The sequence below is a fragment of the Streptomyces sp. NPDC045021 genome, from assembly GCF_056432645.1.
The window spans coordinates 282385-302663 of record NZ_JBWKIQ010000001.1 but is presented as its reverse complement, the minus strand read 5'-3'; the positions used below and the strand labels follow the sequence as shown (position 1 = coordinate 302663).

The window sequence follows — 20279 nt, the reverse complement described above, 5'->3', positions numbered from 1 at the left end:
GGCATGGCCCGCTGCTGTGCCACATCACATCACGAGGTCACTGCGCCAGCGCCCCCAGCAGGATCAGGAGGACGATCAGCACCGCCACGACGATCATGGAGTTGCGTACGGCATGGGTCTCCTTCGGAACCGGCAGCTGCGGTGGAGGCGGCAGAACGACGTTGAAGTCGTCCTGGCCGGTGCGGCCCGCGCGCTCGCACCAGGGGCAGGTCGGCAGATGCGAGCTGTAGGTGTGGCGGGGCCGGACGGGGCAGCTCTGGACCCGGCCGCGTTCCTGGTCCAGCGCCCGCAGCCAGTCCTCGGCGGAGGGGCGGGCCTGCGGGTTGGTCACGCCGGGGCCGAAGGCGGCACGGGCCAGATGGAGCAGTGCCGGTGGCAGTACCGCGGGGTCGATGACACCGCGCGGGACGATGATGCGTTCCGGCTGGACCACGTACGAGCAGCTGGCGGCGATGTTGTCCTTGACCGTCGACTGCGAGTCGCTGTCGTGCGGCACACCCCCGAAGGGGTGGTTCCCCACCGTCAGCAGTTGGTAGACGAGCACCGCGAGCGCGAAGTCGTCGCTGGCGGGCGTGGCGGGTCCGCCCTTCTGCCGCTCGGGGGCACAGTAGTCGGCGGTCTGCATCAGGCAGGGGAAGTACTCGCTGGTCGCGGGGTCGGTGAAGGCGATGGAGTCGCAGTCGAGGAACGTGACAAAGCCGTTCGCGTCCACCACGACGTTGTTGCTGGAGAAGTCTCCGACGACCAGGCCCTCGTGGTGCATCCGTGCGGTCATGAAGGCCAGGTTCCAGCTGACGCCCAGCAGGAACCGCCAGTCCACCCGCTCGGGGAAGAGCCGCAGCCGCTGCGCGCGGGTGAACAGCCCGACCAGGCGGATGTGTTCGGGCTCGCCGAAGCTGTTCATGGCGTAGCCGAGGAACTCCCCGCCGGGGCTGCGGGCCGGAGCCGTGGGCCAGGCCAGTTCGGACGGCTGGGCCCGGTCGGTGGGCCGACCGCCCAGCGGCGTCATTGTCAGCATCCGGGCCAGTCGTCGTTCCTGCTCGGGTCCAGGGGTGTCCCGGTAGAGCTTGACGACGATCCCGTCGTGGCCGACGACGGTGTACACGGCGGCCTCGCCACCGCTCTTCAGCGGCTGCTCGGACAGTTCCACCGGCATGCCGTTCAACAGAATCCTGTGCCCGGTCATGGGCGCACCGCCCTCAGCAGCGTCTTGTCGTCGGCGTTGACCGCGGTCAGCTTGTCCGAGCGCAGCAGGACCGCCAGCGCCTCGTCGTCCTCGTCCGGGTCCTCGCCGGGGGAGTCCAGAGTCCGCAGCATCGCCGCGACGAAGGACGCCCTGGGCTGCTGCGGCTGACCGTCCACCCAGGTCAGGGCGATCTGGGCGAGTCCGTCCGTGGACAGCAGCACACCGTCCACTTCGGGGTCGCGCACGCAGGCGGTACGGACCCACCGCTCCGCGTCCGTCGAGGTGAGGAACACGGTCTCGTTGCTGTACTCGCTGGCCGCGGCCGGTTGCGGCAGCAGATGGAACTGCCGCACCCCGTCCACGGTTCCGGCCCTGAGCACGACGAAGCCGTCGCCGACGCTGAGATAGCCGATCCATTTCGGGGTGAGCACCGCCACAGTCAGCGTGGTGGCGAAGTCGTTCGAATCCTGGCCGGTGCGCCGCAGGAACTCCTCGCGAACGTCGAGGAACGCCTCGTGCAGCGCGGCGCGCACTCCCGAGGCGGTCGGCGGCAGCTCGGTGGCGCGCCGGGTGAAGCAGTCGACGGCCAGTTGTACCGCCAGGGCCGAGCCCTCGTCGGAGCGTGCGCGGCTGCCCGCGCCGTCGGCGACCGCCAGTACCGTCACCGACTGCTCCGGCGGTCCGGAGACCGTGTACAGCCAGGAGTCCTGGCACGGCGTGCCGGTCCGCCGGTGGCGGTACCCCTCGACGCTGACGCCGCGGACCCGCCACCGGGCGCCGGAACCGCCGCTGCTGGCCTCGTCCATGTGTCTTCCCCCAGTACCCGTCAGTACCTGTCAGTTCCCGTCGGTGCCCGTCCGGATCAGGATTCCCAGGCCGGCCGCTGGGTCTTGAACTGACTGAAGATCTTCTCGAAGACCTCGTCGCCCGCGCCCCGCTGCTCGGCGTTGGCGCTGGCCGACATCATCTGCAGCAACTCGCGGAACGGGAACCCGTGCAGCCGGGCGTTGAACGTCGGAGCGAAGGCCCGCAGGACCTCCTCACCCCGATCGGTGATGCCGCCGACGCCGATCGCGTAGAGCCGGAACCGCCGGGCGCGCTGCTCCTCGGTGAGCACCGGTACGACGCGCCGCCAGGCTTCTGTGGGATGCCCGGTGGTGTCCGTCGGCAGGCCGTCGGTGACCAGGCAGATCTGCGGACGGTAGAACTGCAGGCCGAGCTGCCTGAGTTCGGCCTTCCGGGCCGCGACGATCTGCATCGACAGCTCCAGTGCCTCGGCCATCAACGTGACGCCGGCCGCCTTCAGTTGCGGTGGCTGGAACAGGTGTGCGGGCACGAACGGGCTGACCGGGCTGTTGTGCGGCAGCAGGTTGGGGCCCTGCCAGGCGCTCACCCCGGCGTCGCCGAAGGTCAGCACGGCGACCTCGACGCTGTAGCTGAGACTCACATCGTCGTGCAGTTCCCTGGTCCACTCGCGCAGGGCCTCGTTGAGCGACGCGATGGGCGCGCCCAGCATCGAGTGCGAGGTGTCCAGACACAGGACGAGCGGGAGGCGCTGCGCGTTGTTCTCGATCTCGATGTCCGCGTACTGGTACGGCAGGGTGCTGGCCTGCTGGTTCACGCGCACGGTCATGGGGTGGGTGTTATCGCGCATGGTCTCTCCGTCGGGTGTCGGCCGGGAAGGCGAGCAGGACGTGCGGGTCGTGGGTCTCGTCATGGGGGTCGGGGCGTGCCACGTCGACGGGCTCGCCCGGACCCGGCGGGGGTTCCGCGGGCTCGGACCACACCGCGCGGTAGAGGCACTCGTCGATGTCGACGTAGCCCTGCGGATGGAGGTCGGTGGCGACCGTGGCAGGACGCAGGTTCTCCGGCCGTGGTGCGCGGCGCGCTCCCGGGAGATGCGCGGGCTTGGCGGGGGAGCGGTGTGCCACCGGATCGGCGTCGTGCCGGGCGGCCGGGGCGTCGCGGGGTGCCGGGGAACGGGCGGAGTGGCGGCCGGTGCCCGAACGGCGGACCGCTACCGCGAGCAGGGCGAGGAGCACCAGCAGGAGGGCGGTGATGGAACCGATGAGCAGCCAGTTGGTGCCGTGGCCGACCGTTGTCTTCGGGCCGGGGCAGGGGCTCGTGGGACCGGAGGACGGTTTCTTGGAAACCGATGTGCCGGTCGTCGGCTTGCTGCTGGGCGGTTTGGCGGGAGCCGTGGTCCTGGGACCATTCGGGCCGGCGGACGGCGTGACGCAGGTCGGCGACACGGTCGGGCAGGGTGCCTTCGGTTCGGCGGGCAGCATTGTGGCCGTCGTGCAGTGCGCCGGTGGGTCGGCGGGTGCCGCTGCTGCCGGCGCGGCCGCCGAGAGGCCGGCCAGCAGCACCGCTGTGAGGATCATGGCGATCGGACGACCGCGCTGCACCGTGTCGGATGGCACGAGAGGCTCCCCAGCTCCTTCTTCTCGCGTACTTGTCTTCCCGCGTGATCGCGTTGTGTACGTAGGCGAGCCCTTGCGTTCTCGCGGAGTGCTACAGCTCGAAGACCCGGTGGCACCGGGTGAACATCTGGCGTGCGTGCTCGGCCCACTTCGTGGCCAGCACGCCGAACTGCTGATGGGTCATCCTGCAGGTGAGCGGGAGGGTGCAGACGCCGGCGAGGCACGGACCCGGACCTCGTACGTCCCAGACCGAGAGCATGGGAATCAGCTGCTCGGTGTTCCAGGCATTGGAAGCGGCGGCGGCCAGGGCCAGTTGGTCGGTCTTGAGAACATGACCGTCTGTCATGAAGGCCACCAGCAGATCCCTCGTCGCCATGAACCGCACCGTCACCGGGTGATCCGACCCCGCCAGGTCGAATTCCAGCGAGATCGCGGCGTCGTCCTCGGCCGACCGGTAGTGGCTGCGCTCGGCCCAGGCACGAACCAACGTCCGCCAGCTGGACCCGAGCTCCATCTCGCCGGTGGGCGTGGCCTCAGAATCCGCCACGGCCCACCGCCTCTGCCACCATGCGGTCGGTCAGCCCGGCGTCGAGGAGGGTCTGTGCGTGGAGCAGCAGGCAGGAGGGTACGGACATCACCGATCCCCTGCTGTGGTTACGGGCGTTGAGGTCGTCGGTGCGCAGCCGGATGCCCTCGGCGACGGCGGGCGGCGGCCACGGTGGAACGGGATCCGGTGCGGGAGCGGGTGCGGGTAGGGGTTTCGGCGCGGGTTCGGGTGCGGTTTCGCGGGGGAGAACCTCGTCCAACAGCGCGGCGAGTTCGGGTCGGTCCTGTGGTGACTTGGCCAGACAGCGTGCCAACAGGGGGCGCAGCCCCTCCGGAGCACCGTCCAGCGCGGGCTGTTCATGGATGATCCGGTACATCACGCCGACGCCCGAGCCGAACGGCGGGACCCCGGTCGCGGCGAAGGCGAGGACCGCCCCGAGAGAGAAGACGTCGCTGGCCTGCTTCGCCACTTCGCCCCTGAACTGCTCGGGCGACATGAACGGCGGCGTACCCATCACCGTTCCCACCTGGGTGATCGTGTTCGCGGCGGCTCCGAACAGCGAGATCCCGAAGTCGATGACCCGGGGACCGTCCTCGGCCAGCAGGACGTTGGCGGGCTTGAGATCACGGTGCACGACGCCCACGGCGTGGATCGCCTGTAACGCCTCGATCAGACCGGCGGCCATCAGCCGGACCGCCGCCTCCGGCAGCGGTCCGTCCGCCCGTACCGCCTCGGCGAGCGAGGGGCCGGGGACGTACAGCGTGGCGAGCCACGGCGGATCGCCCTGCGTATCTGCGTCGACGACCGCCGCGGTGAAGGCCCCGCTGACCGCACGCGCCGCGTCGACCTCGCGGGCGAAGCGGAGGCGGAATTCGGCGTCGGAGGCGAACTCGGGACGCACAACCTTCACGGCCAACGCTCGACCGCTCGCCGACCTGCCGAGGTACACCCACCCCATGCCGCCCGAGGCGAGCCGACCGACAATGCGGTAAGGCCCCACCATTAGCGGATCACTTATCGGAGTCCGCACTCCGCCCCCTGTTCACGGCTTCCGTCCCTGGCTCGCCACAGGCAGTCCGCGCCCCGCCGTCGTGGCTGCTCAGAGTGTCCCGCAAAACCCATGCGGACGTTATGGGAACAGCCGGATATTCTCAGGAACTCAATCTGTGCGGCCCTGCATTGGCGCCCGAGCGCGAAACCCACCCGTTCCGAGTCCGCGGTTCACCTCACGACCCCAGGTTTCACACCGGCCCCAGCCGACCCTTTTCGCACACAGGTCACATGCGCGCGCGGAATCCCGTCCAGTTCGCAGATTCCGCGATCAGCGGGCAGTGGCTGCGTGCAAAGATCGGCGCACACGGGAATTGAAGGGGGCGTATGGAGTCAACAGGGTTGCTCTCGACGGTTGTCGAGATCATGGTCGGGGCGGCCAGTAATGCGGCCGGCGCGTTGGGAAGCAGCGCGGGGACGGCAGTCGTTGACCTGGTACGCGAGCGGTTGAGCTCTTCCCCGGAAGGTCGGACGGCACTCGCCGGGGTGGCCGCCGGTCCTGCGGATGCGGCCGCCGCCGAGGCGCTGCGAGCGCTGCTGGAGCGGGAGTTGCAGGCGGACAGCGACTTCCGGTCGCGCCTCGCGGGCGCGCTCGCCGGCCCGCCACCGCAGGAGAGCCCGCACGCCTACACGCACAGTGTGGTCATCGGCGGTGCGGCCAAGGTGCGCAACAGCCCGATCTCGCTGGGGCCGTTGACGGTCAACAACACGCGCAATGCCCGGTTCTCGCTGGTCGGCCTGGGCGTCGTGGGTGTTGCGCTGCTCTCCCTCGCGGGTTACGGCGGAGTCCAACTGATCGCGGATGACGGCGCCCAACCCAAGGTCGCCGACGGCCGGACCGCCCAGAAGCCGGGTACCGGCGCATCCACCGCCGCTGGAAATCCGGCCGGCTCCGATCCCTGCGTCCGGGCCGGTGGCCAACCTCCGAGCCAGAAGCGACCCGTGGGCGGCCAAGTAGGCACCTTTCCGTGTGTTCTCGCAGCGGGCGCCACGTACACCTACGAGGACGGGGTGGCGATCAAGGTCGGGGCTTTCACCAAGGTGGAGGGGAATCGCCTCGACGGCGAGGATCTGAGCCTCCAGGGGGATGAAGTCGCCGTTACGGCGAACGTGACCGTCACCAATGCGAGCGGTAAACCCGTCGAGACCTTCAAGGACTTCGAGTACGACAAGGCCGAATCCGCCACTACTGGAAAGCAGGCAGGATTTGCCGGCGGGAAGACTCTGGGGTCGTCAAACATCACACTGGCCCCTGGAGCCTCCGCGACCGTCAAGTACGTGCTCAGCACCAGCCGTGAGGAGAGCACGGGCAAAATGAAGTTGATTCTTGATCGCGACTGGGTCGACAGCAAGGGCAACTCCGCCGACGCGCTGGCGTGGGTGGGGGACATCTCCTGACACCGCGAGGCCGGAGTCTCCGGCCTTGCCGGGCTGATCGTCGCTCTGGTGGCCTGCCCGGCGGCCCATCCGCGGCCGGCCACCGCACTGCCGCACAGGCCTCGTTCAGTCGGACGAGGTCGCCGCGCCCGGGGAGATCAGGCCCGTCTCATAGGCGAGGACGACGGCTTGGACCCGGTCGCGCAGTCCGAGTTTGGACAGGATGCGCGCGACATGGGTCTTGACCGTCGTCGCGCTGAGGGTCAGCCGGTCGGCGAGTTCGGCGTTGCTCAGGCCGGTGGCGAGCAGGCGCAGCACCTCGAGTTCGCGTGGGGTGAGGCCGGACAGGTCGCGGTGGACGGCGGACTTCGCCTCGTCGCGGTGGGCGAAGCGCTCGATCAGCCGGCGGGTGATGGTCGGTGCGAGCAGCGCGTCGCCGGACTGCACCAGACGGACCGAGGCCACCAGGTGCTCGGGGGACACATCCTTGAGCAGGAAGCCGCTGGCGCCCGCGGTGAGCGCGGCGTAGACGTAGTGGTCGAGGTCGTACGTGGTGAGGATGAGGATGCGGGTCCCGTCCGCGCCGTCGCTCAGGATCTGCCGGGTGGCTTCTAGGCCGTCCATCTGCGGCATCCGGATGTCCATGAGTACCACGTCGGGACGGGTCCGCCGGACGGCGGAGATCGCCTCGGCTCCGTTGGAGGCCTCGGCCGCCACCTCGATGCCGTCGGCGGCGAGGATCATCCGGAACCCGGTGCGTACCAGTGCCTGGTCGTCGGCGATGACGGCACGCAGGGGTTGCCGGCTCATACGGTTCTCCACGGGACTCGGGCCTCGATCTTGTAACCGCCGCCGATTCTGCGCCCTGCCACCACGGTTCCGCCATAGACCGCGAGTCGCTCGCGCAGTCCGATCAACCCGCGGCCGTCGCCGCTCTGCGCGTACGTCCCCCGCGCTCCGCCGGTGTCGGTGACCTCGATCTCCAACCACCCGTCGTCGTGGCCTATCGTGACGGACGCCGTCGAGCCGGCGGCGTGTTTCATGGCGTTGGTCAGCGCTTCCTGGACGACGCGGTAGGCGGCCAGATCGACGCCGGGGGGCAGCGGTTCCGGCGGGGGTGACAGGGTGACGGTCACCGGCAGCCCGGCGGCGCGGACCCGTTCCACGAGGTCGTCCAACCGGTCGAGTCCCGGCTGCGGTTCGAGCGCGTCGCCGGTGCTTTCGGAAGGTCCGGTGCCCGAGGCCGCGATGAGGCCCATGACATGGCGCAGTTCCGCCATCGCGGCCCGGCCGCTCGCCTCGACCGCGAGCAGGGCCTCCTTCGACTGCGCGGGCGCCGCGTCCATGACCTTGCGGGCCGCCCCGGCCTGGATCACCATCACGCTGACGTTGTGGGTCACGACATCGTGCAGTTCGCGGGCGATGCGGGAGCGTTCCTCGTCGATGGCCTCGCGCATCGCCTTCTCCTGGGCCTGTTGCAGCTCGGAGAAGCGCAGTTGGGTGGCTTTGAGCCGTAGCTGCCAGTAGCGGATCACGCTCGCGACCAGCGCGACGATCAGCAGGACGAAGAGCCGACTCGACCAGAACGGCAGTTCCGGGTCGGTGGTCCGGTCGAAGGTGGCGGCGAGCACGGCCGCGAGCGCGAAACTGCCCATCGTGGGCGTCAGATTGCGGCTGTGGACGAGGGCGCTGTAGGCGGCGACGAGGCAGACCAGGAAGGTGGCCCTCGTCGTGTAGTCGGGGCCGGCCAGCGTCGCGCACATCACCACCCAGAAGGCGGCGAGCGGAAAACGCCGCCGCGCCGCCAGCGGCAGCGCTGTCAGCGCGCAGAGGACGTAGACCTGCGGGCCGGGGTGGAACTCGGCCCCCGGGTAGGGCGGCCCTGGCGCGAGAGGCGCGTCCGGAGGAGAGGGCAGGGCCGGTGGGCAGGGCTCCAGGGCCGGATCGGTGCCGGGCGGCCAGCCGGCGTCCCAGTGCAGTCTGGAGACGGCGAACACCACGATTGCCGTCAGGGCCAGCGCGAGCACCGCATCGGCGACGACCGCCCGCCTCGACAACCGGGGAGCCCGGCCGTCCGGGCGCAGTGCGTCGCGCACCTGCCGGCGCCATCCGTGTCGTTCGTCCTCGTCCGTTTCCACCAGCACATTGTCGGCGCCGCCCACTCGGCGCACATCCGTCTCGGCGATCAGTACTCCGGCCGAGCGGAGTACTTCGCAGGGATGACACCGCAGCCGAGTCCTCCTCGCGGGCGACCGGATGTCGGTGCGGCGGCCGACGCGCCGCGGAAGCGGCCGCACTTAGCTTCGGTGCTGCCGGCGGACCGCCCGGGGAGTCCCCCGGGGACGCGGCCGTTGCGACCGGAAGGACCTGCAACCCCATGGGGAATGTGATCGAACTGCGTGGCGTCGTCAAACGCTACGACAACGCGGACGGGCCCGCGCTCGGCCCCCTGACGCTCACCGTGGAGCAGGGCGAGGCGGTCGCCGTCACCGGGCCGTCGGGCAGTGGCAAGTCCACACTGCTGAACCTGGTGGCCGGGCTGGACAAGCCCACGGAAGGCACCGTGACCGTCGGCGGCACGCGGATCGACAACCTCGGTGAGGGCGGGCTGGCCCGGTTCCGCCGCGAGCGGATCGGGATGGTGTTCCAGTTCTTCAATCTGCTCGACGACCTCACGGTCATGGACAACATCCTGCTTCCGGCCCAGTTGGCGGGAACGGCCCGGGGGAAGGCGGCGGACCGCGCGCGGGAACTGCTGGAGACGCTGGGTATCGAGAAGCACGCCCGCACCTACCCGGGCCGGCTGTCCGGTGGTGAACGCCAGCGCGTCGCGGTCGCGCGGGCGCTGATCAACCGTCCCGCGCTGCTGCTCGCCGACGAACCGACGGGCGCCCTGGACATGGCGTCCGGGCGTGACGTGCGGGAGCTGCTGGTCGATCTGCACCGGGGCGGGCAGACCATCGTGCTGGTCACCCACGACCTCGATCTCGCCGAGTCGTGCGCCGGCCGGACCGTCCATCTGGTCGACGGGCATGTCGCCCTCGACCGGAACCGTGGCGCGGGGGCCGTCCGATGAGCGCGCTGGGAAAGGTGGTACGCGCCGGCGTCGGACGGCGCCGGGTCCAGACCGTCGTGATGGTGCTGACCACGATGATGGCGGTCACCGCGTCGGTGCTGGCGGCCGGGCTTCTGGTGGCGTCCCAGGCGCCGTTCGACCACGCCTTCGCCCGCCAGAACGGCGCACACCTGACCGCCCAGTTCGACGGGGCGAAGGTCACCGCCGCGCAGCTCTCGGCCACCGCGCGCGTCGACGGTGTGACGGCCGTCTACGGCCCGTTTCCCGTCCGATCGCTGCGCCCGAGCATCGGCGCGAACAACTCCGGAATGCCGCAGGGCGACCGGATGCCGCCGCTGACGTTCGTCGGCCGTGCGGACGCGGGCGGGCCGGTCGACGCCCTCGACCTCGTCGAAGGGAGGTGGATGACCGGCCCGGGGGAGGTGGTGTTGCGCACCCTCGACTCGCCGTTCGGTGTGGGCGACCGGATGAGTTTTCCCGATCTGCCGGGCGCTCCTATGCTGACCGTCGTCGGGATGGCCACCTCGGTGGGCGACAGCGCCGAGGCGTGGGTGACACCGGCGCAGCTCGCGCGACTGACCGCGCCCGGGGCCCGATCCGAGTATCAGATGCTCTACCGCTTCGCCGACGCCGGCACGGACGCGCGGATCAACACCGATCGAGCCGCGGTCGCCGCTGCCGTGCCGCCGGGATCGATGACCGGAGCGGCGTCGTATCTGAAGATCAAGCTGGCGGCGGACCGGACCTCGGCGACGTTCGTGCCGTTCGTGGTCGCCTTCGGCATGCTCGGCCTGTTCATGTCGGTGCTGATCATCGGCATCGTGGTCAGCGGCGCGGTCGGCGCCGCCACCCGGCGCATCGGCATCCTGAAATCCCTGGGCTTCACCCCCGGGCAGGTCGTGCGTGCCTACGTCGGACAGGCACTGATCCCCGCGACCGTCGGCGCCGTGCTGGGTGTGGTCCTCGGCAACCTGCTGGCGATTCCGGTCATGGGAATCGAGGGCAGCGCCTACGGCACCGGGACCATGACGGTCGCTCCGTGGATCGACTTCGCCGTTCCCTCCGCGGCTCTCGGCGCGGTCATCGCCACCGCTCTGGCACCCGCGCTGCGTGCCGGCCGGCTGCGTACCGTCGAGGCGATCGCCGTCGGCCGTGCCCCGCGCGCCGGGCGCGGGCGCGTGATCCGGCATCTCCTCGGCCGGCTGCCGCTGCCCCGCGCGGTGAGCCTCGGCCTGGCCAACCCCTTCGCCCGGCCCGGTCGGTCGGGCACGCTGGCCGCTGCCGTGATCTTCGGAACGGTCGGGGTCACCTTCGGAGTCGGTCTCGCTCTGTCGCTCAACGGCATCGAGAGCGGCCTCGACCGCAGGACGGCCGGTGCGGTCCTGGTCCGAACGATGGGCGCACCGCCTCCCTCCCCTCCCGGATCGGACGGGCCAACAGCCGGGGCAGTGAACGGGGCACCGGCAGGGGCGTCGGGCGGGTCGAAGGGCGGGACGGCCAACGTACCCCGCGGCGGGCCGGCCGATCCCGCCGCGATCGCCGCGAAGATCGCCGCGCAACCGGGCACCCGACGCTACTTCCGCACCGGACAGACCTGGGCCGGCGTCGCCGGGCTCGCCGGCCGGACGACCGTGATCTCCTTCCAGGGCGACTCGTCCTGGGGCTCGTACCGGATGATCTCGGGTTCGTGGTTCAGCGGCCGGGGCCAGGCGGTCGTCCCGTCCGGTTTCCTCAACGCCACCGGGACCCATGTCGGGGACACCATCACCCTGACCAACGAGGGTCGCACCGCCCCGGTGCGGATCGTCGGTGAGGCACTCGACCTGCGGGAGGAAGGGATGAGCATCCTGACCGACGCCTCCTCCCTGACCGGCCTCGGCGCCGTTGTCGTCCCGGAGTCGATCCAGTTCTCCATCGACCTCACGCCAGGGACCGACCCGCAGGACTATCTGAGCTCGCTGAACACCGCCCTGGAACCGCTCGGGACCACCGCCGAACGCAATTCCACCCAGACGAGCAGCACGGTGGTCGCCATGGACACGTTGGCCGCGCTGCTCACCCTGATGCTGGTCGCGGTGGCGGGCCTGGGCGTCCTGAACACCGTCGTCCTCGACACCCGGGAACGCGTCCACGACTTCGGGGTGTTCAAAGCCCTGGGCATGTCGCCGAGGCAGACGATCGCGATGGTCATCACCTCGGTCGCCGGCATCGGGCTGGTCGCCGGCGTGATCGGGGTCCCGACCGGTATCGCGCTGCACGACTACGTGCTGCCGGTCATGGGCCACGCGGCCGGCACGAGATTCCCGGCGCAGGACCTCGCGGTCTACCACCTCCGCGTCCTGGTCCCGCTCTTCCTCGGCGGTCTCGTCATCGCGACCGCGGGCGCGCTGCTCCCCGCCGGATGGGCCGCCAAGACCCGAACGGCGACCGCTCTGCGCACCGAGTAGCCGGCCACGGGACGGCGGGGCACCTGACATCATCAGGGCATGGAACGCGTTATTGCAGCATGTGACGGAGCCGCCAAGGGCAACCCGGGCCCGGCGGCGTGGGCCTTCGTGGTCGCGGACGCTCAGGGGCGGCCGGAGCGGTGGCAGGCGGGGCCGCTGGGACACTCGACGAACAACGTCGGTGAGCTGACGGCACTGGAGCAACTGCTGACCGCGACGGATCCGGCCGTACCCCTGGAGGTCCGACTGGACTCCACCTACACCCGTGACGCCGCCACCAAGTGGCTGGTCGCCTGGAAGAAGAACGGCTGGAAGACCGCCGCCGGGAAGCCGGTGGCGAATCGGGAGATCATCCAGCGCATCGACGCCCTGCTGACCGGCCGCGACGTCGAGTTCGTCTACGTTCCCGCGCACCAGGTGGACGGGGACCCGCTCAACGCGATCGCCGACAAGGCCGCCAGCGACGCCGCGATCAGCCAGCAGGCGAGCGGCGGCACCGGGGCCGACCTTCCGGTGCCGGACGCCGGAGCCAAGTCCCCGGGTGGCAAGGGCTCCGGCTCCGGCTCGGGTCGTCAGGCTGCGGCGTCGAAGCCGCGGACCGGCAAGGGCGCGTCCGGCACCATCGAGGCGAGGTTCCCCGGCAGGTGCCACTGCTCCGGCACCTACGCCAAGGGCGAGTTGATCGCCAAGGTGGCCGGCGGCTGGGGCCACGCCGCGTGCGCGGAAGCCGCGGGCAGAAGCTGAGTGCTTCCGGCGCGTACTCACCGGACGGGAGGCCGAGGAGTTCAGTGCGCGGATCGGCGCCCGGGCTCAACGGATCCGCGCCAAGCGGTTGGCCAAGGCGCGATCCGATGCGCGGGAGCGCGGCAAGGAGCCCTTCGACCTGTCGGTGCTGGAGACGCTGTGCGACACCTCCCGGGAGGGCCGGATGGATGCGGTCGACGTACGCCACCAGAGGTTCGAGGACATGTACTACACCCTCTGTCCCGAGGTCATGACCCTGCGGGAATTCGCCCACAAGGCGGACGAGCTCAACCGATGGTCCTGACCGCCGATTCCGGAGAGTCCCGCCGTCGAGATCATGCTGCGCCGTCAACGGGCGCGGGTCGGATAACGTCGAAACCCGGCAAAGTTGGACGATTGTTCATATGATGTGCCGCCTCTGAACGGCTTCAGGTGGGGGTACCGATGCACAGCGCCGATCGCACCAGGAACAGCGGCACGAGCAACAGCCGCACAGACCGAAGACGTGTAGGGGGTCCCGTCCGGCGGGCGCTGGTTGTCCTGTTGGTGGCAGGCATAGCCGTCGCCTGCGGTCCGGCAGACAGCGACAGTCCTGTCGTCTCCCCGCCCTCGACCGTTGCCTCGGCGCTCCCGACGACGGTCTCCCCCTCACCGACACCGACACCGTCGCCGACTCCGACGACGGCCACTCCCACTCCCACCGTCGACGCGAAGCACGAGACGCCCAGCGCCTCCCCGACCCGGTCCACGCCCAAGCCCACGACCAAGGCCCCGACGCCGACACCGACCAAGACCGCGGCTGTCGAGTGCGAGATCGTCTCCAACGCGGGGAACTGCTACAACGCGGGCCAGTACTGCCGCAATGCCGACATCGGCCAGTCCACGCACGCCGGAAACGGTCGCATGATCTACTGCCGCCAGGACGGCAGCCGCGGGCGCTGGGGCTACTAGCGTCTGCCCGAGGGGGTAACGGCGGCCTCCGGGCTCCTCGCCGTGGCGAGGAGCCCGGAGGCCTGCTTTCATCTCAGGTCATTGCTTCATGGATAGGCGACCACATTGCTGGGAGTGGTGTTCGACGCGGTCACCGCCCCCGTGTCGTTGATGACGTGGGTGATGGTGCCCACGCCGCCGAGTGAGACGGTCAGCGCATCATGGAACCGCACACCCGGGGTGTTGGGCACCTCGAACGCGTGGTAGCTGTTCACCGCCGGATTGACGTTGAAGTAGCAGTAGCTCCCGAGCCCCCACGCCTCATGAGTGGTGACGCCCGCGCCCACCTTGTAGGCGGCGTACCCGTTGACCCCTGCCGCGCTCATCCACGCGCCCTGGTTCGGCACGTCGTACGGCATCTCGTTCTGGAAGAAGATGGTCTTGCCGTTCTGGCCGTTCCAGATGACCTCGTGCTTCTGGTAGTGCTCGACGAACAGTCCGGTCGCCAGGACGTTGCCGCCGTTGACGATCACGCCGGTGTCCGCCGTGTTGGTCGTCCAGCCGATGGTGCCCGCGTTGCCGTGGTCGGCCCGCCAGGCCCAGATGTGGTCGATGATCGCGTTGTTGCTGTTGACGATCAGGCTCGTCGTCGCCTTGCCCGCGATCTGACCACCGATCCGGAAGAACACGTCCTGAATGGTCGTCGGGTTGCCCGCGTGATTGGCGGACCATCCGGCCGGGCCGACGGTCAGCAGCGCCGCCGAGTTGGTGGTGCCGGCGTCGATCAGCAGGCCCTTGAGACGGACTCCGTCCACGTCGGCGACCTGGATCGCGTTGACGCCGTTGTCCGGGACGAAGGTCGGGTAGCCGATGCCGAGGACGACGGTGTTCGCCCGGGTGATGTTGACCGTCTGGTTGAGGTGGTAGACGCCCGGGGTGACGAACAGGTTGCAGCCCTGGGCGAGCGCGTTGTTGATGGTCGCGGCGGTGTCGCCCGCCTTGACCACGTAGAACTGGCTCATCGGCTGCGAGGTGCCGGGAGTGCTGCCGTTCGCCCAGCTCGCGCCGGAGGCGTTGGTCCGCAGCGACGGAAGGAACACCCGGTACTTGCCGGTGCCGTCGACGTACAGGTACGGCACGTCACGGGAGACCGGAGTGGTGGCCAGGGTGGTCTCGGGCGGGTTGGGGAAGGTGTTGGCCGGGGCACCGGTGGTGCCGGAGAAGACCATGTTCCACACGCCGCCGGCCCAGCTGCCCAGGTTGCTGTCCCGGGTGTACCACTGCTGCTGCGAGATGGACGCGGCCTGGCCGCTGACCTTGGTGTCGGCGATGTAGCCGCCGCTGGCCCAGCCGTAGCTGGCCGGGTAGAGCTGCAGATCGCCGTGGACGTCGATCCGGCGGAACGGGGCGGCCTGGGCCACGGCCCAGCGGTTCCCGCCGACCGGGTTGATGGCGAGGTTCTCGGCCGAACGCCAGAAGTTCTGCGTCGCGTTGCCCGCGTCGGAGGCGTTGAAGGCGTCCACGGTGACATGGCCGTTGATCGTCACGTCGTCCGGGTTCTGGCCGAGGCCGGCTACCGAGGTGTAGAACCCGACGTTGTCGTTGACGTCGTACGTGCCCGGCTTGAAGAGCTGTGCCACCCGGTTCGAGCTGAACTGCGCGGTGTTGGTGTCCTTCATCTGGGCGAACTGCGCGTCGAGCTGCCCCTGGATGGTGGCGCTGGACATGCTCGGGTCGTAGATGTGAACGTTCGGGCCGAAGTTCGGCGTGTCCGACTGCGTGGGGCAGCCGGCAGACGTGCCGATGGTGTAGGTCGCGCTCGCCACGGCGGAGTCCGTGAGGCCGGACTTGACCGCGACGGCCTTGACGGTGGTGGTGGCCGTGACGCTGATCGGCGCGCTGTACAGGGCGGACGCGGCCGTCGGGGTGGAGCCGTCACGGGTGTAGTGGATGGCCGCACCGGAGGTCGTGTCGGAGAGCGTCACGCTCTGGGCCGACGTGTAGGTGCCACCCGCCGGATTGAAGGTCGGAGTCGCCACCGCGCCGGTGCCGCCACCGCCCTGGGTGTACGTGAAGTGCGGCGTGTCGTACTGCGGCCCGCTCTTCTCGTAGGTGAACCAGTACTCCAGGACCGTCCCGTTGGTGAGGGAACCGACGGTCTGCGTCCAGGTGCCGGCGCTGTTGGTCATGCGGACGTTCTGCTGGTTGGCGCTGTTGACCAGGTAGTGCACATCGACGTACAGCGCGGCCGTGGTCGGCGTGAAGAAGATCTGTGCCTGCGTCGCGCTCAGTTGCGTGACGCTCTGGGTGTAGTCGGCCGCGGCTGCCGAGGCGGGACCGGCGAGCTGGGTGAGGCCGAGCAGCCCGGTCAACGCGAGCACCAGCGCGCTCAACAGGGCGACGGTGCGCTGGTGGAGATGTGGCGGGGGCCGCATGCGGCCGGGAAGGACGGTTCTGCGCATGGGGGGTCCTTTCGCCTGGTTTCGCGAAGTGAACACCGGGCCAGCGTCGAAGATGAGGTGGATCGGCCTCGATACCGCGCTTTAGGGGTCACCATCGCTCCACAGGCCTTTGAATCAACCTATTGAAAACGCTCTCAATCTGTGGAACGCCGATGTGCTGGATCCGTTAGGCAGTTTCAAGTGGCAATGCCGAACCGTCAAGAAGGTGCGCAGCCTTCAACTCTTGAACACCAACTACGCCGAGCCGGGCTCCTGTTCACTCACGGACGTCATCAGTTCACAGGTTGTTGGAACAGACCGCCGTACTCCGCTCAGGATCCGCCGGTCAGCACCTTCAGCAGGCGCGCGACCTCCGCCGCGACCGCGTCCCGGGCCGGCCCGAGGTACCTGCGGGTGTCGGAGACCCCGGCGTCGGCGTCGAGATACGCCCGGACCGCCCGGGTGAACGTCTTGTTGAGGTGGGTGGAGATGTTGACCTTCGTCATGCCCGCCGCCACCGCCCGGACGAGGTCCGCGTCGCCGACTCCGGAGGATCCGTGCAGGACGAGAGGGACGCTCACGGCGTCTCGGAGACGGGTGATCAGGTCGAAGTCGAGGACCGCGTCCCGGGTGTGCATCGCGTGGGAACTGCCCACCGCCACCGCGAGCGCGTCGACCCCGGTTGCGGCCACGAACTCCCGCGCCTCGTCCGGATCCGTGCGGACCCCCGGAGCATGTGCGCCGTCCTTGCCGCCGACCTCGCCGAGCTCGGCCTCGACCCACACCTTCCGGCGGTGGCAGTGCGCCGTGACCTCGCGGGTGGCGGCGACATTGTCGGCATAGGGGAGCTTGGCCGCGTCGAACATGACCGAGGTGAAGCCGAGTTCCACTGCCTCGTGCACGAGGTCGGCCGATTCCGCGTGGTCGAGATGGACGGCCACCGAGACGCTCGCGGCCCGCGCGATGGCCAGCGAGGCGAGGGCGATCGGTTCGAGGGAGCCGTGGTAGCGGGCGGTGTTCTCGCTGATCTGCAGGATCACCGGACGCCCGGCCACCTCGGCGCCGGCGACGATGGCCTGGGCGTGCTCCAACTGGACGACGTTGAAAGCGCCTACGCCCACGGTCCTTGTGGTCGCGTCGGCTGCGATCTCATGGGTGGCTGTGAGCGGCATGGACTTCCTCCACGGGAACGGCGGTACGGAAACGGCGGTAGGCGTCGGCGTCGAAGTCGCCTGCCGTGGGACGCAGGACGGCTGCCGCCGACAGGGCGACGGCCTCGGACAGGACGGCGGGCCACGGTGCGCCGGTGGCGAGCCCGGCCGCGAGCGCTGCGACGCAGGCGTCCCCCGCACCGGTCGGGTTGCCGGTCAGCCGCTCGGGCGGCGTGGCACGCCAGATGCCCTGCGGGGTGATCGCGTGCAGCCCGTCGGCACCGCGGGAGGCCACGACGGTACGGGCGCCCATCGACCGCAGGCCGGCCGCGGCGGCCGCGATGTCCTGGCGGCCGGTGACGGCGGTGAGTTCGTCGGCGTTGGGCTTGACCACGTCGGGGCCGGCGGCCAGCGCGTCGCGCAGTGCGGGCCCGCTCGTGTCCAGGACCGTGGCGACGCCTGCCTCGCGGGCAAGGGCCACGAGGTGTGCGTAGGCGTCGATCGGCAGGCCCGGCGGAAGGCTGCCGGAGAGTACGACGACGTCGGCGTCGCGCAGCAGCCGTGTGAACCGGGTGGTGAAGGACTCCCACCCGTCGGCCGTCACGAGTGGTCCTTGCTGGTTGAACACGGTGGCGTCACCGTCCTCGCGGGAGACGACCGTGAGGGTGCGCCGTGATTCGCCCGCGACGGGAACCAGCTCGTCCCGCAGTTCGGCCGCTCGCAGTTCGGCGCGCAGCCGGTCGCCGGTGTCGCCGCCGGACAGCCCGGTCACGACCGCGGGCCAGCCCAGGGCGGAGAGTACCCGGGCGACGTTGATGCCCTTGCCGCCGGCGCGCTCGTACACGGTGTCGACGCGGTGCGAGGTTCGGGGCACGAGGCTGTCGACGAGGTAGGTGACGTCGAGGGCCGCGTTGAGCGTGACCGTCAGGATCACCGTGACCCGACCCCCGCAGAGCCTACGGTGGCGCCGCGGATGCCGAATTCCACCGGGCCGGAGCCGGCTCCGGTGCCGGTACCGACACCGCGCGTGGCGGAGTCCACGGCCTGCCACGCGTACAGACCGGCGCCCAGGCAGCCGGCCATGTCGCCCAGTGCCGCCCGCACGATGGTCGGACGGCGCTGGAACGTCAGCCGCTGGGCCAGGCGGGCCCGGACCGGCTTCAGGAGAACGTCTCCCGACTGGGCGAGGCCGCCGCCGAGGACGATCAGCTCGGGGCCGAGCAGCGAGGACGCTGTCGCCAGGGCCGACGCGAGCGCGTCGACCGCACGGTCCCAGACCGCGACGGCGTCGGCGTCGCCCTGTGCCACGAGAGCGGCCACCTCGTCGGCGCCCTTGACCGCACGGCCGGTGCGCGCGGTGAAGGCCGCCCTGATCGCGACGGCCGATGCCACCGTCTCCAGGCATCCACGGCCCCCGCACTGACACTTCGCGCCGCCGGGATCGACGACCACATGGCCCAGTTCGCCCGCGTGACCGCCGGCCTGAACGGGCCGCCCGTCGCTGATGACGGCGGCGGCGATGCCGGTGCCGATGGCCACGAAGAGCACATCGCGGGCGCCGCGGGCCGCGCCCAGGACGCACTCGGCGAGCCCTCCGGCACGGACGTCGTGCCTCAGCGTCACGGGGAGTCCGGTGCGCCGTTCGAGAAGGTTCGCGAGCGGGAGGTCGCGCCAGCCGATGTTGGCGGAGTAGACGGCCTGTGCGACGTCCTCGTTGACGAGGCCGGGGACGACGACGCCGACCCTCCGGACCAGCAGTCCTTCGTCGCGGGCCTGCCCGTTCAGGGCTCGGAGCGTCTCGGTGATCGTGTCCACCACCGCCTCCGGTCCGGCGGCCCGGGGGGTCGGCCGGCGCACGGTGGCCAGCAGCAGTTCCCGGTCCAGGAGCGCCCCCTTGATGCCGGTGCCGCCGACGTCCAGGGCGATCACGCACTCGTTCGCTCCGTGGCCCTCACGCATGGTGGCCCTCCAGGACGACCGACCGGGTGAGGTTGCGCGGCCGGTCCGGGTCGCAGCCTCGGGACTCGGCGACAGCGACGGCCAGCCGCTGGGCGCGCACGAGGTCGGCGAGCGGGTCGAAGTCCTCGGCACCGTCCTGGGACCGGGCGACCAGGATGCCGCCGACCCGGGCGACATCGTCCGCGAGACCCTGCGGCAGCGAGCCGAACATCCACGCCACGCGGCCCGGTCCGGTGATGCTGATCGGCCCGTGCCGGTACTCCATGGCCGGGTACGCCTCGGTCCACGCGCCCGCGGCCTCGCGCATCTTCAGCCCCGCCTCCAGCGCCAGACCGGTGGTCCAGCCGCTGCCGAGGAAGGTGAACTGCTCGGCTCCGCACACATCGTCGGCCAGTTCTGCGGCGACGGCCCGTTCGGCGTCCCGGGCGGCCTCGGCGACGGTGCGTACACCGGGCGGCAGCGCGTCCTCGGCCTCCAGGTGGGCGCGGAGCAGGGCGAGCACGGTGGTGGCGAACCGGGTCTGCACGACCGATTCCTCGTCGGCGAAGTCCAGGACGGCCACGGAGTCGGCCGCCGTCATCACGGGAGTCGCGGGGTCGGCGGTGATCGCGGACGTGGGCACGGCCGCATCGCGTGCCCGGCCGAGCAGGTCCAGCACCTCGGTCGTGGTGCCGGAACGAGAGATCGCGAGGATCCGGTCGTAACGGCGCCCGGCCGGGAATTCCGAGGCGGCGAAGGCGTCGGTCTCGCCGTGGCCGCCGCTCTCGCGCAGCGCCGCGTAGGACTGGGCCATGAACCAGGAGGTGCCGCAGCCGACGACCGCCACGCGCTCGCCCCGGCGGGGGAGGGCGGCGGCATGGTCGGGGAGCGATCGGGCCGCCTGCCGCCAGCAGGCGGGCTGGGTGGCTATCTCGACGGAGGTACGGGAGGGGGTGGCGCTGGGCATAC

General features: G+C 70.5%; 19 protein-coding genes. 6 read left to right on the top strand and 13 right to left on the bottom strand.

Translation table 11 applies throughout. The features are described 5' to 3' along the window. Window positions 1-37 precede the first annotated feature (37 nt). The 6 genes from AC07DC_RS01360 to AC07DC_RS01335 all read right to left on the bottom strand — a co-directional run bounded on the left by AC07DC_RS01360 (window position 38) and on the right by AC07DC_RS01335 (window position 5159). Complete coding sequence (locus tag AC07DC_RS01360) at window positions 38-1186, bottom strand: hypothetical protein (RefSeq protein WP_478910726.1); 1149 nt, start codon at window positions 1184-1186, stop codon at window positions 38-40. Then, entirely contained in the window at window positions 1183-1992 is an 810-nt protein-coding gene (locus AC07DC_RS01355; RefSeq protein ID WP_478910724.1) for a PP2C family serine/threonine-protein phosphatase, read from the bottom strand. The genes AC07DC_RS01360 and AC07DC_RS01355 overlap by 4 nt, the downstream gene beginning before the upstream one ends. A gap of 56 nt (window positions 1993-2048) precedes the next feature. After that, complete coding sequence (locus tag AC07DC_RS01350; RefSeq protein ID WP_478910722.1) at window positions 2049-2840, bottom strand: vWA domain-containing protein; 792 nt, start codon at window positions 2838-2840, stop codon at window positions 2049-2051. Further along, a complete protein-coding gene (locus tag AC07DC_RS01345) occupies window positions 2830-3609 on the bottom strand; it encodes a hypothetical protein (RefSeq protein WP_478910720.1) in 780 nt (259 codons plus the stop codon). Before AC07DC_RS01345 ends, AC07DC_RS01350 begins: the two co-directional genes overlap by 11 nt. Window positions 3610-3700: 91 nt before the next feature. After that, window positions 3701-4156, bottom strand: coding sequence for a hypothetical protein (locus AC07DC_RS01340; RefSeq protein WP_478910719.1), 456 nt, complete (start codon window positions 4154-4156; stop codon window positions 3701-3703). Then, the gene (locus AC07DC_RS01335) at window positions 4143-5159 is read right to left on the bottom strand and encodes a serine/threonine-protein kinase (protein ID WP_478910717.1); all 1017 of its coding nucleotides are present in this window, start codon (window positions 5157-5159) and stop codon (window positions 4143-4145) included. Before AC07DC_RS01335 ends, AC07DC_RS01340 begins: the two co-directional genes overlap by 14 nt. A 413-nt stretch (window positions 5160-5572) precedes the next feature. Between AC07DC_RS01335 and AC07DC_RS01330 the strand changes: the two genes are divergently transcribed. Next, a complete protein-coding gene (locus AC07DC_RS01330) occupies window positions 5573-6604 on the top strand; it encodes a hypothetical protein (RefSeq protein WP_478910715.1) in 1032 nt (343 codons plus the stop codon). Between the two features lie 105 nt (window positions 6605-6709). Here AC07DC_RS01330 and AC07DC_RS01325 read toward each other — a convergent pair whose 3' ends face one another. Continuing rightward, on the bottom strand, window positions 6710-7393 hold the full coding sequence (locus AC07DC_RS01325) for a response regulator (protein WP_478910713.1): 684 nt from the start codon (window positions 7391-7393) through the stop codon (window positions 6710-6712). Continuing rightward, complete coding sequence (locus tag AC07DC_RS01320) at window positions 7390-8721, bottom strand: sensor histidine kinase (RefSeq protein WP_478910711.1); 1332 nt, start codon at window positions 8719-8721, stop codon at window positions 7390-7392. The genes AC07DC_RS01325 and AC07DC_RS01320 overlap by 4 nt, the downstream gene beginning before the upstream one ends. A gap of 239 nt (window positions 8722-8960) precedes the next feature. On the opposite strand from AC07DC_RS01320, the gene AC07DC_RS01315 reads away from it, so the two are divergent. The 5 genes from AC07DC_RS01315 to AC07DC_RS01295 all read left to right on the top strand — a co-directional run bounded on the left by AC07DC_RS01315 (window position 8961) and on the right by AC07DC_RS01295 (window position 13801). After that, complete coding sequence (locus tag AC07DC_RS01315; RefSeq protein ID WP_478910709.1) at window positions 8961-9659, top strand: ABC transporter ATP-binding protein; 699 nt, start codon at window positions 8961-8963, stop codon at window positions 9657-9659. After that, window positions 9656-12106, top strand: coding sequence for an ABC transporter permease (locus AC07DC_RS01310; protein WP_478910707.1), 2451 nt, complete (start codon window positions 9656-9658; stop codon window positions 12104-12106). The genes AC07DC_RS01315 and AC07DC_RS01310 overlap by 4 nt, the downstream gene beginning before the upstream one ends. Before the next feature lie 39 nt (window positions 12107-12145). Beyond that, window positions 12146-12850 (top strand): ribonuclease H family protein, encoded by a 705-nt coding sequence (locus AC07DC_RS01305; protein WP_478910705.1) that lies wholly within the window; start codon window positions 12146-12148, stop codon window positions 12848-12850. An 88-nt stretch (window positions 12851-12938) separates the two neighbouring features. Next, window positions 12939-13154, top strand: a complete 216-nt coding sequence (locus tag AC07DC_RS01300) for a hypothetical protein (RefSeq protein WP_478910704.1) — start codon at window positions 12939-12941, stop codon at window positions 13152-13154. Window positions 13155-13396: 242 nt separating this feature from the next. Then, window positions 13397-13801: a hypothetical protein gene (locus AC07DC_RS01295; RefSeq protein WP_478910702.1), complete on the top strand. Its 405-nt coding sequence runs from the start codon at window positions 13397-13399 to the stop codon at window positions 13799-13801. A gap of 86 nt (window positions 13802-13887) precedes the next feature. Here AC07DC_RS01295 and AC07DC_RS01290 read toward each other — a convergent pair whose 3' ends face one another. The 5 genes from AC07DC_RS01290 to AC07DC_RS01270 form a co-directional block, all read right to left on the bottom strand. Then, complete coding sequence (locus tag AC07DC_RS01290) at window positions 13888-16242, bottom strand: chitobiase/beta-hexosaminidase C-terminal domain-containing protein (RefSeq protein WP_478910700.1); 2355 nt, start codon at window positions 16240-16242, stop codon at window positions 13888-13890. A 311-nt stretch (window positions 16243-16553) separates the two neighbouring features. Next, window positions 16554-17393, bottom strand: coding sequence for a class II fructose-bisphosphate aldolase (locus AC07DC_RS01285; RefSeq protein ID WP_478910698.1), 840 nt, complete (start codon window positions 17391-17393; stop codon window positions 16554-16556). Then, entirely contained in the window at window positions 17371-18306 is a 936-nt protein-coding gene (locus AC07DC_RS01280) for a 1-phosphofructokinase family hexose kinase (protein WP_478910697.1), read from the bottom strand. Before AC07DC_RS01280 ends, AC07DC_RS01285 begins: the two co-directional genes overlap by 23 nt. Continuing rightward, window positions 18303-19331, bottom strand: coding sequence for an ROK family protein (locus tag AC07DC_RS01275; RefSeq protein ID WP_478910695.1), 1029 nt, complete (start codon window positions 19329-19331; stop codon window positions 18303-18305). The genes AC07DC_RS01280 and AC07DC_RS01275 overlap by 4 nt, the downstream gene beginning before the upstream one ends. Continuing rightward, on the bottom strand, window positions 19324-20277 hold the full coding sequence (locus tag AC07DC_RS01270) for an SIS domain-containing protein (protein ID WP_478910693.1): 954 nt from the start codon (window positions 20275-20277) through the stop codon (window positions 19324-19326). Before AC07DC_RS01270 ends, AC07DC_RS01275 begins: the two co-directional genes overlap by 8 nt. Window positions 20278-20279: the final 2 nt, after the last annotated feature.